This is a genomic window from Vulgatibacter incomptus (genome assembly GCF_001263175.1).
GTDB classification, from domain to species: domain Bacteria; phylum Myxococcota; class Myxococcia; order Myxococcales; family Vulgatibacteraceae; genus Vulgatibacter; species Vulgatibacter incomptus.
In genome coordinates this window covers 1,889,863-1,905,524 of record NZ_CP012332.1, presented here as the reverse complement: position 1 = coordinate 1,905,524, position 15,662 = coordinate 1,889,863, and the positions used below count along the sequence as shown (strand labels likewise).

The following is a 15,662-nucleotide window of genomic DNA, read 5'->3' as shown; positions in this document are numbered from 1 at the left end:
TGGCGCCGCGTCCGGTTGTAGCAGCCATCCTGCCTCGACGCCCTGCGATCCGCCCGGAGCGACGCGACGATCATGGAAGCCGAAGAGCTTCTCAGAGAGCTGAAGCGTAACGTGGACGAGCTCCACGCCTACAACGAGATCGGGAAGGCGCTGACGTCGACCCTGGATATCCGCGAGGTGCTCCGGCTGATCATGGAGAAGGTGGGGGAGCTGCTCCAGCCGACCAACTGGTCGCTGCTCCTGGTGGACGAGATCACCGGCGAGCTCTTCTTCGAGGTGGCCGTGGGGCCGGGTTCGGAGTCCCTTCAGGGCCTTCGGATCGGCGCGGAGGAAGGGATCGCGGGCTGGGTCGCGTCCCGCAAGGAGTCGCTGCTCGTCGCGGACGTGAGCCAGGACGAGCGCTTCGCCTCGCGCTTCGACGAGGCGACCCGCTTCAGCACGAGCTCCATCGCCGCGGTGCCGATGCGCTCCAAGGGCCGGACCCTGGGCGTCATCGAGCTCGTGAATGGCAGGGGGCAGCCGCCCTTCGACGAGGCGGACGTCCGCGTCCTCGGCTCGATCGCCGACTTCGCCGCCATCGCCCTGGAGAACGCGCGCAACTACCGGCGGGTCGAGGAGCTCACGATCATCGACGAGCACACCGGGCTCTACAACGCGCGCCACCTCCTCCGATCGCTGGACGCCGAGATCCTCCGGGCGCGGCGCTTCGGACACGACCTCTCGCTGGTCTTCTTCGACCTCGATCGCTTCAAGCAGGTCAACGATCGCCACGGACACCAGGCCGGCTCCGCCATCCTGCGCGAGTGCGGGGAGGAGCTGCTCCAGGTGATCCGTCCGGCGGACATCGCGATCCGCTACGGCGGCGACGAGTTCGTCTGCCTGCTGCCCGAGACCACGAGCGCGGAGGCGTTGGCCTTCGCCGAGCGCGTTCGGGAGCGGTTCAAGGCCCGCGCCTTCCTCGAGTCCGAGGCCGGCGGTCTTCGGCTGACGGCCTCGTTCGGGGTGGCCTCATTTCCGGAGCACGCCGCCGACGCGGACGAGCTCCTCCGCCGGGCGGACCTCGCGATGTACCGAGTGAAGGGCTCCACCCGCGACGGGATCCAGGTCGGCTAGCGCCTCCCGAAAGACTCGAAAACGGCGAAGGCGCCGCGAGCTCTCGAGCCCGCGACGCCTTCGTTACGTCAAGAGACGTTCCCGCGATCAGCCGCGGACGTCGCCGAGCTGCGCGCTGGTCTCGACCTTGGCCGACTTGCGGAGCTCCTTCGTGTAGGCCTCCACGAGCTCGCCTTCCTTCCGGCTGACGACCCGCTCGGCCACCTCGTCGCGCGTCTTCTCGAGAACGGAGGGGTCCGGGTGGGTGCGGTCGATCGCCTGCGCGACCACGAAACCACCGTTCACCTCGTAGACCTCGGGGAGCACGTCGCCCTTCGCTGCGGCGGACGCGGCCTTGGTGAGGTCTGCGCTCATGCCCAGGCGGGGAACGAAGTCGGAGGCGACCGCGAACGCGCCGGTCTTCTCGGCCACCGGCTTCGGGGCCTTCGCCGCGCCGGCCTCGGGGGCGTCGGGGGCGGGGAAGAGCGCTTCGAGCGACTCGCCGGCCTTCGCCTTGGCGAGGGCGGCCTGGGCCTTGGCCTTCGCGAGATCCTTGGCCTTCTTCTGGACGAGGAGGTCAGCCGCGAGATCGCCCTGGACCTCCTCGAGCTTCTTCTCCTCCGGCTCCTGGACGTCGTTCACCTTGATGAGGTGGACGCCGAACCGGGTGCGGACGACGTCGGAGAGCTGGCCGGGCAGGAGGGCCATGGCGGCCTCCTCGAAGGGCTTGGCCATGGTGCCCGGGCCGAAGAAGCCGAGGTCGCCGCCCTTGTCCTTGGAGCCGGGATCGTCGGAGAGCTCCTGGGCGATCGCGCCGAAGTCCGTGCCGCCGATGATCTTCTTCTTGGCCTCGTCCAGCTTCGCCGTGGCCGCGTCGACGTCGGCCTGGGGCGCATCCTCCGCCACCTTGACGAGGATGTGCTGGGCCTTGACCCGCTTCGGCTTCTTGAAGCGGAACGACTTGGCCTCGAACTCGTCGGCGACGGCCTTCTTGCCGTCCTCGGTGGCGAGGTAGGCGTCGATCTCGGCAGCGGTCGGCTTGGCCTCGCCCTCGGCCTGGGCGGGGAGGAAGCGCACGAAGACGAGGTCGGCCTTGTCGTTCTCCTTGGCGAACTCGGCCTGGATCTCGTCGTCCGAGGCCTTGGCGCCCTGGCGGACGACGGCGACCATCTTCTCGCGGAGGAGGTCCTCGCGGACCTGCACCTCGAACTTGTCGGGCGTGACCCCGAGAGCGGTCTGGATGACCTGGCGGTAGGTGCCGTAGTCGAAGTGACCGTCCTTGTGGAACGCCGTGATCTCGCGCAGCTTGGCGGCCACCTCGGCGTCCGAGACGGCGATGCCCTGGGCCTTGGCCTGGGAGATGAGGAGGCGGCGCTCGATCAGGCCGTCGAGGACGTTGGCCTTGAGGCCCATCTGCTCGGCCATCTTCGAGTCGAACCGCTCGCCCATCTGCTGCTGATAGGCCCGGAGCATGTTCCCGTAGGCGGTCTCGAACTCCCTCCAGCCGATGGTCTCCCCGTTCACCTTGGCGGCGAACGTGTCGGCCTTGCTGCCGGCGGCGCCCGGCATACAGCCGCTGCTGCCCGGTCCGAAGAACATGACGAAGACGAGGATCAAGGCCCCGAAGACGAGGTACATCAGGTAGGAACGCGAGCTATCCCGCAGCTTATCGAGCATGTCTGCTTGCCTGTGCCGACGTGGTGGGGTTTGCCCCTCGAGAGGGGCTGGAAGTCAGCGAAATGGTTGACACTCTAAGAAAAATCCTGGCGTAATGCAAGCTGGTCAACCCGAGGTTTTTGGCTTGCTCGCCATCATCCTGCGATACCGCGAGTTACTCCTGGTGGCAGTGCTGCTGCTGCTCCCGGCGGGAACGTACGTGGCAAACGCCAAACAGGCCCGAGACCTTTCCTCGCTCGACAAGCTCTGCCTCGCCGTCTCCGCCCCGCTCAGCCGGGCGATCGACGGCGCGGTGGGCGGCGCGATCGACCTCTGGACGGGCTACGTGGCCCTGCGCGGGGTCCGGGAGGAGAACCTGCAGCTCCGCGAGGCCCTCGCCGAGGCCCGGGCCCTGGCAAGCGAGCGCCTCGAGGCAGGCCTGGAGAACGAGCGGCTCCAGGAGCTCCTCTCTTTCAGCCGGGCGTCCAAGGGTCGCGTCGTGGCCGCACCCGTCATCGGCGTCTCGCCCACCCACCGCCGGGTGATCACCATCTCGGCCGGGGAAGGCTCCGGCATCGCGACCGGTATGGCGGTCGTGACCGCGAACGGCGTGGTGGGAAAGGTGATCGCGACGTATGGCCACGAGGCCGACGTCCAGCTCGTGGTCGACTCGAGCTCGGCGGTCGCCGCCCGCGTGCAGCGCAGCCGCGCCCGCGTGACGGTCCGCGGCACCGGGGAGGAGAAGAGCCTCCAGCTGGCCAACGCCCTCCGGACCGACGACATCGAGGCGGGCGACGTGCTCATCACCTCGGGCACCGACCGCGTCTTTCCGAAGGGGCTCGTGATCGGGCGGATCGGGCCGGTTCGCCGCGAGGCGTTCGGAATGTACCTGGAGGGCACCGTTCTGCCGGCCGTGGACGTCTCCGGCCTGGAGGAGGTGCTCGTGCTCGTGGCGCCGGCGGACGGCACGCCGCCCCCCACGGTCCAGACGTTCGAGGAGAAGGGCGGCGTCCTGCCCGGCCTGCCGTGAGGCTCCTCCGCCGCCTGGCACTGAGGCTCCGTCGAGGCCGCCCGGTCAACCAGCGGTACGAGCGCTCCTACGCGCATCGGGAGATCCTCGGGAGCCTCGCGCTCGGCGCGCCGAGGCCCGTCGACGCCTTGCGCCTCTGGCGCGTGGCCGTCTGGGCGGGGCTCGCGCTGATCTCGTTCCAGATCCAGGCCGGCTTCCTCACCCGCCTCGGACCGGAGCTGGTCCGCCTGGACGTCGCCGTCCTCTTCGTGACCTTCTTCGCCCTCCGGCTCGGCGCGATCGAGGGCTCGGTCGCCGCCTTCGCCGTGGGCTACGTTGCCGACCTCTTCGTGCAGGGGCCTCCGGGCCTCTGTCGGTTCATGGCCGTTGCGGTGTGGACCACAGGCCGGATGGCCTGGCCTCGCTCCGGCCGGTTCTCGTGGATCGGCGTGGTGATCTACACCACGGGTGCGAGCTTCGTGTACCAGGCCGGGATCCTCGGCGGCCTCCTCGCCGTGGCGCCCCCCGGCGCCGGCCCGGGATCGGTCGCCTGGCTCTCACTCGTTCCACAGGCGGCGATCGCCGGCCTCCTCGCCCTCCCGGTTCACGGGCTCCTCGGCAGGCTGGACCAGGCGACCCAGCACGGGAAGGCTTGACCCACCGAACGTCCGTGGCAGGGAAGGGCGGGCGAGCGTTTGCGGTTTGTCCTCGGGCGGAAAGAAGGGGTAGAAGCCGAACGCGATGAAGCTGGCGATCCGGGCGAGGGAGGAGCGGGAGCTGAAGCGGCGCATCGGCTGGCTCGGCGCCGCCGTCGCGCTGGGGATCCTCCTGCTCGCCGGGAGGCTCTGGTACCTCGAGATCTTCAAGGGCGATGACTACTTCGCCAAGAGCTCCGGCAACTTCGTGAAGGAGCTGCGGGTCGCGTCGGATCGAGGGATGATCCTCGACCGCAAGGGGCAGATCCTCGCCGACAACCGGCCGAGCTACGACGTCTTCCTGACCCCGGCCTTCTGCCAGGACTGCCCCGAGGTGATCGGAAGGCTCGCCGGGCAGCTGGGCCTCGACGACGAGGATCTCGGGCGCGTGGTGTCCGCCGTGGAGAACACCCGAGGGCTCGAGCGCTTCCGCCCGGTCCTCGTGCAATACGATCTCACCCGCGACGATCTCGACGTCCTCGAGGCCAACAAGGATAGCCTGCCCGGCGTCGACGTGGTCGGCGCGCCCCATCGCAACTACCGCAAGGGCAGCCTCGGCGCCCACGCGCTCGGCTACATGGGCGAGGCGAACCCCGACGACATCCAGAAGGCCCGGGACGACGGGAGGGGCCTGCGGATCGGCGACTACGTCGGCAAGATCGGGGTCGAGCGGCGGTACGAGCGCTGGCTCCGGGGAGTGGACGGCGTCGAGCGGGTCGTGGCCGACGCCAAGGGCCGCAAGCTCCCGGAGCTCGAGGAGCTCATCCCGCCGGGCGAGCGCTTCGTCCCCAGCCGCCCCGGGGCCAACGTCGTGCTCTCGCTGGACGCGAGGCTCCAGGCCGCGGCCGAGGAGGCCTTCGACAAGCCGGCGGGGTCCGCGGTGGTGATGGACGTCAACACAGGCTACGTCCTGGCCATGGTCTCCAAGCCCGGCTTCGATCCGAACCGGATGACCGGGCGGATCTCCCGCGCGGAGCTGCGCGAGCTGATGGAGGATCCGCTCAAGCCGATGCTCCTCCGCGCGACCCAGAATCACTACCACCCGGGCTCGGTGCAGAAGGTCGTCTCCGGCCTGGCGGCCCTCGAGCACGGCTTCGGCCACCCGATCCAGTGCGGCGGCGGCTACACCCTGGGCAAGAGGCGCTGGCGCTGTCACAAGGAGAGCGGCCACGGGATCCTGAACCTCGAGGAGGCGCTGAAGGTCTCCTGCGACACCTGGTTCTACGCGGCGGCGGACAAGCTCGGCATCGACCCCTTCGCCGAGATGTCGCGGCGCTTCGGGCTCGGCGAGGTCACGGGCCTCGACCTGGGCTTCGAGGTGCCCGGCATCGTCCCCTCGACCGAGTACCACGACAAGCGCACCAAGGGCGGCTACACCAAGGGCTTCGCGCTGAACTCGGTGATCGGCCAGGGCGACAGCAACGTGACCCCGCTGCAGATGGCCGTGGTCTACGCGGCGATCGCCAACGGCGGGACGATCTACCGCCCCCAGCTCGTGAGGCAGATCGTGCGCCCCGACGGCTCGGTGGTGGAGGATTTCCTCCCCGACGCGAAGCGCAAGCTCGGGGTGAAGCGCGAGAACCTCGAGATCGTCCGCCGCGGCCTGGACAAGGTGGTCAACGAGCCCGGCGGCACCGGCTTCCGTCACCGCCCCGCCAACGTTCGCGTCGCCGGCAAGAGCGGCACGGCGCAGGTGGTGCGGATCGGCAACATCCGCCTCCGCAAGGAGCAGATGGACTGGTTCTCCCGGGATCACGCCTGGTTCGCGGCCTACGCACCGGCAGAGAATCCGGAGATCGCGGTGGTGGTGCTCGTGGAGCACGGCGGCCACGGCGGCGCGGAGGCAGCGCCGATCGTGATGAAGATCATCGAGAAGTACCTGGAGCTCAAGGAGGAGGACCGTGCCTCTGCGAGGAGCGGCGTCGACCGCGAGCTCCCCCGGCAGGCGCCGCCCGCCGCCCTCGAGCCGCCGTCGGGCACGCCGGAGCTGCCGGTGATCGAGAACGGTGAAGGGGTTGCGGGATGAGCCTCCTCGGAACTCCGCCACGGGCCGACGCCCGCTTCCTCCGCCGCGTCCCCTGGGAGGTCTTCGCGATCACCCTCGCCATCGGCGTGATCAGCGTCGGGAACCTCGCCTCCGCGTCGCGGGTCGCCCACGCGCCCGTGTGGATCTCGCAGATCGCCTGGCTCGGGATCGGCCTGTCCGTCGCCCTCGTCTCGCTCTCGGCGGACTACCGGATGCTCCACCTGGTCGCCTGGCCGTTCTACGCCCTGGTGATCCTGCTGCTGGTGGCGGTGGAGCTGCACGGGCAGACGGTGATGGGCGCCCAGCGCTGGCTCGTGCTGGGCCCTTTGCGGCTCCAACCCTCCGAGCTCGCCAAGCTGGCGGTCGTCTTCGTGCTCGCCCGCTTCTACCACGAGGAGGGGGAGAAGGCCGGCGGCTACACGCTCCTCGAGCTCTGGAAGCCGGCGGTGATCATCGCGATCCCCTTCGTGCTGATCCTCCACCAGCCGGACCTCGGGACCGCGTCGATGATGGCCGCGATCGCCGGCACGATGGTGCTCGCCTCCCGCGTCCGCTGGAAGGCGCTGGCGACCATCGCGCTCACGGGGCTGCTGGTGGCGGTGGCGGCGTGGTTCTTCGTGCTCCACGACTACCAGAAGAAGCGGGTGCTCACCTTCCTCGATCCCGAGGCCGATGTCCTCGGCTCCGGCTACCACGCGAACCAGTCCATGATTGCGGTGGGCTCGGGACAGTGGGCGGGGAAGGGCTGGGCCCAGGGCACGCAGACCCAGCTCTCGTTCCTCCCCGAGCAGCACACCGACTTCGTCTTCTCGGTCTTCGCGGAGGAGTGGGGGTTCCGGGGCGCCATCGTGCTCCTCGGGCTCTATCTCGCCCTCTGCCTGGTGGGCCTGCGGATCGCGGCCCAGGCGCGGGAGCGGCAAGGCGCCTTCCTCGCCATCGGCGCCGTGGCCTTCCTCTTCTGGCACGTCTTCGTGAACATCGGGATGGTCTCGGGCCTGCTCCCCGTGGTGGGCGTGACCCTGCCGCTCATGAGCTACGGCGGATCGTCCGCGGTGACGGTGCTGACCTCAATCGGGCTCCTCGCGAACGTGGGCACTCGGAGCGAGCGCCCGGGCCGAGGTGGTTTCGCTTGATCGGCCGACGGGCCATGACGCATGGTCTTTCGCTGCACACGAGCATGGCCCGCTCTCGGAACCCTGGGCGCCGCTCGTGCATCCAACGAAGTGGAAGTCCCACAAGGCGAGGAGCCGTCGAACATGGCCAATGAGAACGTGAAGACCTTCACCGATTCCAACTTCGAGAGCGAGGTCCTGGGGAGCCAGGAGCCCGTTCTGGTCGATTTCTGGGCCGTGTGGTGCGGGCCCTGCCGGGCGATCGCGCCGGCGGTCGAGGAGCTGGCGAACGAGTACAAGGGCAAGGCCAAGATCGGGAAGCTCAACGTCGACGAGAACCAGATGGTGGCGATGAAGTACGGGATCCGCTCGATCCCGACCCTCCTCGTCTTCAAGGGCGGCAAGGTCGTCGATCAGGTGGTCGGCGCCGTCCCCAAGAGCAAGCTGGCCGACGCCCTCAACAAGGCGGTCTAGTTCGATCGCCGGGCGGGGCAGGGAAGTCCCCGGATCCGCGCGGCCTGCCTTGTCTTCCGGTCGACGCCTCCGTGGCGGGGGCCGGACGGCGGTGATAGTCTCCCGCCCATGTCCGGCCTCCTTTTCGTTCCCCAGGCGACTCTCGACGGATGGCTCGCGGAGGGCCGCGTAGACGTCTCCGGGGACGGCCTCGTGATCCCGGGGGGTCCGACCCTCCCGCTGGAGTCGGCCTGCCGCTTCGTGGAGATCCTCGACGGCGAGGACACGGCCGGCCTCCTCGGGAAGGTGAAGGCCGAGCCCCTGCTCCGGGAGATGGGCGGGGAGCTCTGCGGCGACTCGGTGCTGCTGGGGGAGGTGGCCTACTCGGTGATCCCGGGCTTCGTCGCGTCCACGCCTGCTCCGGGCGGCGCGCCGTCGATCGAATCGGGTGATCTCCCGCGGGGCGAGGATGAGCCGGACCGCCTCGCCGCGTTTTTCGGCTAGGTGTTTTCGGCCAGGTGTCTTCGACCAGGAGTGCGGTTGCCTGCTCCTTCGTCGGCCTCCTCGAAGCTGGTGGTCTCGTGAACCCAGGGATTCTCTTCCATCTCGGGCTCGTCGCCTACGCCCCCGCCGCCGCCCTCTACCTGGGCTGGCTCGTGCGCGCCTCCGAGCGCCGCGCGAGGCTCGCCACCGGCTTGCTCTTCGCCGGCTTCGTCTTCCACGGGGGAGCGGTGGCGATCCGCGCCGTGGAGCTGTGGCACGACGGGGCCTTCCGCCTCTCGGAGGGCCTCTCCTTCCTGGCCTTCCTGGTGGTGGGCGCCTACCTGCTCCTCAGCCGCTGGATCCAGGCCCCTGCCGTCGGCGCCTTCGTGGGCCCGCTGGTGGTGGCGACCCTGCTCCCCGCCCACGCGATCCCCGGCGCGGTCGTCCAGGGGAGCCCCCTGGGCGGCGTGCTCCTGCCCGTTCACATCGCGGTGGCCATCGGAGGCCTGGCGCTCTTCGCCCTGGGCTTCGTGGTCGCCCTGATGTATCTGCTTCTGGAACGAGAGGTGAAGGCCAAGCGCGCGGGCGGCGCGATGTTCTGGCGGCTCCCCTCTCTGGAGCTCCTCGACCGCCTCAACTACCAGCTCATGCTCGTGGGCTTCCTCCTCCTCTCCGTCACCATCGTCACCGGCGCCTTCTTCTCGGCGAGCGAGACGGGTGACTTCTTCGCGCTCCGCTCGAAGCAGGGCTTCGCCCTCGTGGCCTGGGCCCTGACGGCCCTGGTGGTGCTCCTCCGCCAGACGGTGGGCTGGCGCGGGCGGCGGGTGGCCTGGAGCACGATGGTCGGCTTCGTGCTGCTCTCCTTCGCCTTCGCCGGGGTCTTCGCTGGGGGGCAGGCGTGAGCGTCGAGCTCGTCCTCGTGGGCCTCTCCCACCACACCGCGCCGATCGCGGTCCGCGAGAAGATCGCCGTCGCGGAGTCCGTCCTCGGCGACGCCCTCCGGGACCTGCGCGCGCAGCCCATGCTGGCGGAGAGCCTCGTGGTCTCCACCTGCAACCGGGTGGAGGTCTACGCCGCCACGACCGACAGCGCCTCGAGGGCCGCCCGCGCGATCCGCGACTACCTCTCGAGCCGCGACGCAGCCGTCGACGCCCACCTCTACGAGCGCCAGGGCAAGGAGGCGGTCCGGCACCTCTTCCGCGTCTGCTCGAGCCTCGACTCGATGGTGGTCGGCGAGCCCCAGATCCTCGGGCAGGTGAAGTCCGCGTTCGCGACGGCGGAGGAGGCGGGCGCCGTGGGCGCGGTCCTTTCGCGCGCCTGCCGCAAGGCCTTCGCCGTGGCCAAGCGCGTCCGCAACGAGACGAAGGTGGGCGAGTCCGCGGTCTCGATGAGCTTCGCGGCGGTGGCGCTGGCCACCCGGATCCTCGGCTCGATCCACGGACGCGCCGTGCTCCTGGTGGGAGCCGGCAAGATGAGCGCCCTCGCGGCACGGCACCTCCAGGGGGCCGGGGCCAGCCGGGTGATGGTGGTGAACCGCTCGCCCGAGCGGGCGGAGCACCTCGCCCGCGAGGTGGGCGGCGAAGCCCATCCCTGGGAGACCTTGCCCCAGCGCCTCGCAGAGGCGGACGTGGTGGTCTGCTCCACCGCGGCGCCGATGCCCGTGATCACCGTCGAGCTCGCTCAGGCCGCCCGCAAGGCGCGCAAGCACCGGCCGCTCTTCTTCATCGACCTCGCCGTGCCGCGGGACGTGGACCCGAAGGTCAACGGCCTCGACGGGATCTACGTCTACGACGTCGACGATCTCGACAAGGCGATCGACGCCAACCGCCGCGCCCGCCAGGAGGAAGCGGTGCGGGCCGAGGCGATCGTGGGCGAGGAGGCCGCCGCGTTCGTGGCCGCGATGCGGAGCGAGGCAGCGCCGCTCGTCCGGGAGCTGCGGCTCCGCAGCGAGGCGCTGGCCCACGCGGAGGTCGAGCGGACGCTGGCGCGCCTCGGCGTAGGACAGGACGAGAACCAGCGGAAGTGCCTCGAGGCGCTGGCGCGGGCGATCGTCAACAAGCTCCTCCACGAGCCCACCACCCGGATCCGGGCGGCGGGCGAGGAGGACGACGGCGCGCTCCTCGACGCGGCGGTGAAGCTCTTCGGCCTTGACGAGGCCCGTCGCCAGGCGGTGGCGCTGCGCCTGGTGGAGGGAGCCTCGGCCGAGTCTGCGGAAGACGCAGAAGGCCAGGCCCACGGCCCGGCGCGGGTCGCGGGACGGGGAGCCGCCAGGTGACGGCTTTCCGCGTCGCCTCGCTGGCCATGCAATTGCGCGAACGCGCACATCGGGAGCGGGAATCGTGAAACCACTCGTGATCGCCACGCGGCGGAGCGCCCTGGCCTTGTGGCAGGCGGAGCACATTGCCGAGCGCTTGAAGACCCTCACCGGCCGTTCGGTCGAGCTCCTTCCCCTCGTCACCACCGGGGACCGGATCCTCGACGTGCCCCTGGCCCGCGTCGGCGGCAAGGGGCTCTTCGTGAAGGAGATCGAGGAGGCGCTGCTGGATGGCAGGGCCGACCTCGCCGTCCACTCGCTGAAGGACGTGCCCACGGTGTTCCCGCCGGGCCTGGCCCTGGGCGCGGTGACCGAGCGGGAGGATCCCCGCGACGCCCTCTGCTCGCCCAGGTGGCGCACCCTCGACGCGCTCCCCAAGGGCGCCCGCCTCGGCACGAGCAGCCTTCGGCGGCAGTGCCAGCTCAAGGCGGTGCGTCCCGACCTCGAGATCGTCAACGTCCGCGGCAACGTGCAGACGCGCCTCTCAAAGGCGGACGCCGAGGTCGACGCCGTGGTCCTGGCCTACGCCGGCCTGCGCAGGCTCGGGCTGGCGGACGCCGCCACAGAGGTCCTCGACGCGAAGCGCTCGATCCCCGCCATCGGGCAGGGCGCGCTGGCGATCGAGATCCGCGACGGCGATCCGGAGCTGGGATCCATCGTCGCCAAGCTGGACCACGCCCCGACCCGGGCTGCCACCGACGCGGAGCGGGCGCTGCTCGCGAGGCTCGAGGGCGGCTGCCAGGTCCCGATCGCCGGCCACGCCACCGTCGAGGGCGGCGTCCTCACCCTGCGCGCGCTCGTCGGCCGCCCGGACGGCACCGGCCTCCTCCACGCGGAGCGCAGGGGCGACCCCGCGAACGCCGCCGAAATCGGCGAGATGGTCGCCGGGGTGCTCCTCGCCATGGGCGCCAGGAAGATCCTGGACGAGCTGGCAGGCGCTACCGTCGGCGTGCCCCACTAGTGGGGCCGCTGGACGGGAGGCGCGTCGCCCTCACGCGTCCAGCGGAGTCGACCGACTCGCTCCGGCGCAAGCTCGAGGGAATGGGGGCTTTGGTGCTCCTCACGCCGGCGATCCGCCGGGCGCCGCCCACTTCGTGGGGGCCGCTGGATCGCGGGATCGCCGGCGTGTTCTCCGGACGCTACGCGGGCGTGCTCTTCACTTCGCCCGCTTCGGTGGAGCCCTTCTGGCTCCGCCTCCGCTCAGCGGGCGGCGGGAACGCCTCGCTCAACGGGGTCGTGATCGGCGCCGTGGGCCAGGGGACTGCCGCGGCCCTCGGCCGGCTCGGCATCTGTGTCGACGTCGTCCCCGGGGCGGAGTACGGCTCGGCGCTGGCGATCGCGGTCGGGAGCTTCCTCGGGGAGCGGATCCGCGGGGCGCGCTTCCTCCAGCCTCGGGCGGAGGAGGGGAGGGAAGAGCTGCGGGGAGGGCTCGAGTCCCGAGGGGCCGTCGTCGAGGTCGTCGCGGCGTATCGGACGCTGCGTGCGTCGCCGGCGGAGCTCGAGCCCCTGGTGGCGAATCTGCGAGCAGGTGCTGTCGACGCGGTCGTCTTCGCAAGCCCCTCCGCCGTGGAGGCGGTGCTGGCGGCGGCTTCGTCGGGCCTCGGCAGGGCGCGGGCGGTAGCGATCGGCGAGACGACCGCAGCAGCCCTGGAAAAGGCCGGAATCGACGACGTGTGGGTCGCGTCGCGAGCCGACGACGAGGGAATGGCATCCGCGGTCGTCGACGCCCTTCGAACGCTCTGAGCGTTTGAACGAAATCGGCCCCGCGTGACGGGGCCGATTCCTTGAGGCGCGCTCAGCCCTCCGAGGGGCCGTTGTTCTCGTCGAGGTCGGGATCGATCGGCGCGGCGCCCACCGCGTGGTAGCCACCGTCGACGTGGACCATCTCACCGGTGGTGGCAGGCAGCCAGTCGGAGAGGAGGGCGACGGTGGTGCGGGCCACGGCGCCGTGCTGCGTGCGCGAGTCCCAGCCAAGCGGCGCCTGCTTGGGCCAGCGCTTCTCGAGGGTCTTGAAGCCGGGGATGCCCTTGGCGGCCATGGTCACGAGCGGGCCGGCCGCGAGGGAGTTCACGCGGATCCCCTTCGGGCCCAGGTCCCGGGCGAGGTAGCGCACGGTGGAGGTCAGCGCCGCCTTGCAGACGCCCATCCAGTCGTAGATCGGCCACGCGTTGTTGGTGTTGTCGAAATCCAGGGTGACGATCCCCGAGCCAGGCGGCATCAGAGGAGCGAGAGCCGTGGAGATCTCCTTCAGCGAGAAAGTCGAGACGCGGAACGCCGTCGAGACGCTCTCCCACGGCGTGTTCAGGAAGTTTCCACCGAGGGCGTCCTCGGGAGCGAAGCCGATGGCGTGGACGATGCCGTCGAGGCGGTCCCACTTCTTGGCCAGCGTCTCGCGCAGCTTCGGGAAGTGCTCGGGGTTGGTGACGTCGAGCTCGAGGACCTCCGGCGCGGGATCGAGGCGCTTGGCGCTCCGCTCGGTGAGGGACATGCCCCTCCCGAAGCCGGTCAGCACGATCTCGGCGCCCTGCTGCTGGGCGAGCTCCGCCACGATGTAGGCGATGGACTGGGGCGTGAGCACGCCGGTGATCAGGATCTTCTTTCCCGCGAGAAGCACGGATCTCTCCTAAGCCAAGAGACGGTCGCCGGAAGCAACCGTCGTAGCGTGGAATCCGGCCGTTCTACCAGAATCGCCGCGGCAGGCGAACGCCGAATCCGCGCTCCATTTCCGCTACCGTCCGGCGACGCGCCGCGTTGGGCCTTTTCCTTTGACCTCCCTTGCTGAAAACCCTATGACTCCTGCGGTTTTTCACCAGGAGGTCTGTGTGGCGAAGCCTACCTACGGGCTCGCGGAAAAGCTCGACAAGGCAACCCTCGTGAACATGTACCGGCAGCTCGTGCTGCTGCGGAAGTTCGAGGAGCGTTGTGCGCAGCAGTACGCGCTGCAGAAGATTGCGGGTTTCTGTCACCTGTACATCGGCCAGGAGGCCGTTGCCGTCGGCACCGAGTTCGGCATCACTCCTGACGACTACGTGATCACGGCCTACCGTGACCACGGGCAGATCCTCACGCGCGGGACGCCTCCCGGCCCGGTGATGGCGGAGCTCTTCGGCAAGGTCACCGGCGTCGCCAAGGGCAAGGGCGGCTCGATGCACCTCTTCGACATCCCCCGGAACTTCTACGGCGGCTGGGGCATCGTCGGCGGCCAGATCCCGCTCGCGCTCGGCGCGGCCTACTCCTCGAAGTACCGCGAGGACGGGAAGGTCACCGTCTGCTACTTCGGCGAGGCGGCCGTGAACCAGGGTGCGTTCCACGAGGCGCTCAACATGGCGGCGCTCTGGAAGGTCCCGGCGATCTTCATCTGCGAGAACAACCGCTACGGCATGGGTACGCCCATCGAGGTCTCCTCGGCGGTGACCCAGGTGCACAAGCGCGCTTGCGCCTACGACATGCCCGGCGTGTACGCCGACGGCAAGGACACGCTGGCGATGTATGAGGCGGTGAAGGCCGCCGCCGACCGCGCTCGCGCCGGCGAGGGTCCGACCCTCATCGAGGCCGACACCTACCGCTACCGCGGCCACTCCATGTCCGACCCCGCGGTCTACCGGACTCGCGAGGAGGTCGACCAGGAGCGGAAGCTCGATCCCATCCCCAAGATGCGGGACTGGATCCTCTCGAAGAAGGCAGCGAAGGAGGCGGAGCTCGACGCCATCGACGAGCAGATCGACAAGGACGTCGAGGAGTCCATCCGCTTCGCCGAAGAGTCGCCGTGGCCTCCGGTCTCCGACCTCTACGAGGACATCTACGTCGACCCCATTCGCCAGCACGGAGACATGAAGTAATGCGTGAGCTCACTTTCCGTGATGCACTGAACGAGGCGCTCGACGAGGAGCTCGGGCGCGATCCGGACACCTTCCTGATGGGGGAGGAGGTCGGCGCGTACAACGGCGCGTACAAGGTGTCGAAGGGCCTCCTCGACAAGTACGGCCCCAAGCGCGTGGTCGACAGCCCGATCTCGGAGCTCGGCTTCTGCGGCCTCGGCGTCGGCGCCGCGATGATGGGCCTGAAGCCGATCATCGAGGTGATGACCTGGAACTTCGCGATCCTCGCGATGGACCAGATCGTCAACACCGCGGCGAAGATGCGCTACATGGCGGCGGGAGAGCTCAGCTGCCCGATCGTGTTCCGCGGCCCCAACGGCGCGGCGCGCAGCCTGGGCGCCCAGCACTCGCAGTGGTTCGAGGCGCAGTACGCCTACTTCCCCGGCATCAAGGTGATCGTCCCCAGCACGCCGGCCGACGCCAAGGGCCTGCTCAAGTCCGCCATCCGTGATCCCGACCCCGTCGTGTTCATGGAGAGCGAGACCATGTACGCGTGGAAGGGCATGGTGCCGGAGGGCGAGTACACGATCCCCATCGGCAAGGGCGACATCAAGCGCGAGGGCACCGACTGCACCATCGTGGCGTGGGGCAAGGCGCTCAAGATCGCGCTCGACGGTGCGGAGCTCCTCGCGAAGGATGGGATCAACTGCGAGGTCGTCGACCCGCGGACGATCCGTCCCCTCGACGAGGAGATCATCGTCAACAGCGTCCGGAAGACCGGCGCGTGCGTGGTCTTCGAGGAGGGCTGGCCCTACTACAACGTGGGCGCCCAGATCTCCGACATCGTTCAGCGAGCCTGCTTCGACGTCCTCGACAGCCCCGTGATCCGCGTGACCGGCGCCGACGTCCCGATGCCGTACGCTCGTACGCTCGAGGACGCGGCACGCCCGGACCCCACCAGCGTTGTCGCCGGCGTGAAGAACGCCCTCAACGTCCGTTCGTAG

Annotated in this window: 15 protein-coding genes; 13 read left to right on the top strand and 2 right to left on the bottom strand. The window is 69.8% G+C overall.

Annotated features, from left to right (window positions below; translation table 11 throughout):
• The first annotated feature begins 72 nt into the window (after positions 1-72).
• On the top strand, positions 73-1,113 hold the full coding sequence (locus tag AKJ08_RS07815; protein ID WP_050725553.1) for a sensor domain-containing diguanylate cyclase: 1,041 nt from the start codon (positions 73-75) through the stop codon (positions 1,111-1,113).
• Positions 1,114-1,200: 87 nt separating this feature from the next.
• Here the strand turns inward: AKJ08_RS07815 and AKJ08_RS07810 are convergent, their stop codons facing one another.
• Complete coding sequence (locus tag AKJ08_RS07810; RefSeq protein WP_082342898.1) at positions 1,201-2,769, bottom strand: peptidylprolyl isomerase; 1,569 nt, start codon at positions 2,767-2,769, stop codon at positions 1,201-1,203.
• Positions 2,770-2,893: 124 nt separating this feature from the next.
• Between AKJ08_RS07810 and mreC the strand changes: the two genes are divergently transcribed.
• From mreC to AKJ08_RS07760, 10 genes are all read left to right on the top strand, one after another.
• Entirely contained in the window at positions 2,894-3,778 is an 885-nt protein-coding gene (mreC, locus tag AKJ08_RS07805) for a rod shape-determining protein MreC (RefSeq protein ID WP_050725551.1), read from the top strand.
• On the top strand, positions 3,775-4,413 hold the full coding sequence (locus AKJ08_RS07800; RefSeq protein ID WP_050725550.1) for a hypothetical protein: 639 nt from the start codon (positions 3,775-3,777) through the stop codon (positions 4,411-4,413). The genes mreC and AKJ08_RS07800 overlap by 4 nt, the downstream gene beginning before the upstream one ends.
• Before the next feature lie 85 nt (positions 4,414-4,498).
• Positions 4,499-6,478, top strand: coding sequence for a penicillin-binding protein 2 (mrdA, locus tag AKJ08_RS07795; protein ID WP_050725549.1), 1,980 nt, complete (start codon positions 4,499-4,501; stop codon positions 6,476-6,478).
• Entirely contained in the window at positions 6,475-7,611 is a 1,137-nt protein-coding gene (rodA, locus tag AKJ08_RS07790; protein WP_050725548.1) for a rod shape-determining protein RodA, read from the top strand. Before mrdA ends, rodA begins: the two co-directional genes overlap by 4 nt.
• A gap of 123 nt (positions 7,612-7,734) precedes the next feature.
• On the top strand, positions 7,735-8,064 hold the full coding sequence (gene trxA / locus AKJ08_RS07785) for a thioredoxin (RefSeq protein ID WP_050725547.1): 330 nt from the start codon (positions 7,735-7,737) through the stop codon (positions 8,062-8,064).
• A gap of 108 nt (positions 8,065-8,172) precedes the next feature.
• A complete protein-coding gene (locus tag AKJ08_RS07780) occupies positions 8,173-8,547 on the top strand; it encodes a hypothetical protein (protein ID WP_050725546.1) in 375 nt (124 codons plus the stop codon).
• 77 nt (positions 8,548-8,624) lie between these two features.
• Positions 8,625-9,428 carry a cytochrome C assembly family protein gene (locus tag AKJ08_RS07775; RefSeq protein ID WP_050725545.1) on the top strand — a complete coding sequence of 268 codons (804 nt, stop codon included), beginning with the start codon at positions 8,625-8,627 and terminating at the stop codon, positions 9,426-9,428.
• A complete protein-coding gene (gene hemA / locus AKJ08_RS07770) occupies positions 9,425-10,801 on the top strand; it encodes a glutamyl-tRNA reductase (RefSeq protein WP_050725544.1) in 1,377 nt (458 codons plus the stop codon). The genes AKJ08_RS07775 and hemA overlap by 4 nt, the downstream gene beginning before the upstream one ends.
• 61 nt (positions 10,802-10,862) lie before the next feature.
• The gene (gene hemC, locus AKJ08_RS07765) at positions 10,863-11,801 is read left to right on the top strand and encodes a hydroxymethylbilane synthase (protein WP_050727479.1); all 939 of its coding nucleotides are present in this window, start codon (positions 10,863-10,865) and stop codon (positions 11,799-11,801) included.
• Positions 11,801-12,583, top strand: a complete 783-nt coding sequence (locus AKJ08_RS07760) for a uroporphyrinogen-III synthase (protein ID WP_050725543.1) — start codon at positions 11,801-11,803, stop codon at positions 12,581-12,583. The genes hemC and AKJ08_RS07760 overlap by 1 nt, the downstream gene beginning before the upstream one ends.
• Before the next feature lie 52 nt (positions 12,584-12,635).
• Here the strand turns inward: AKJ08_RS07760 and fabI are convergent, their stop codons facing one another.
• On the bottom strand, positions 12,636-13,454 hold the full coding sequence (fabI, locus tag AKJ08_RS07755) for an enoyl-ACP reductase FabI (RefSeq protein ID WP_050725542.1): 819 nt from the start codon (positions 13,452-13,454) through the stop codon (positions 12,636-12,638).
• Positions 13,455-13,662: 208 nt separating this feature from the next.
• Between fabI and pdhA the strand changes: the two genes are divergently transcribed.
• A complete protein-coding gene (gene pdhA / locus AKJ08_RS07750; protein ID WP_276202195.1) occupies positions 13,663-14,679 on the top strand; it encodes a pyruvate dehydrogenase (acetyl-transferring) E1 component subunit alpha in 1,017 nt (338 codons plus the stop codon).
• Entirely contained in the window at positions 14,679-15,662 is a 984-nt protein-coding gene (locus tag AKJ08_RS07745; RefSeq protein WP_050725541.1) for a pyruvate dehydrogenase complex E1 component subunit beta, read from the top strand. Before pdhA ends, AKJ08_RS07745 begins: the two co-directional genes overlap by 1 nt.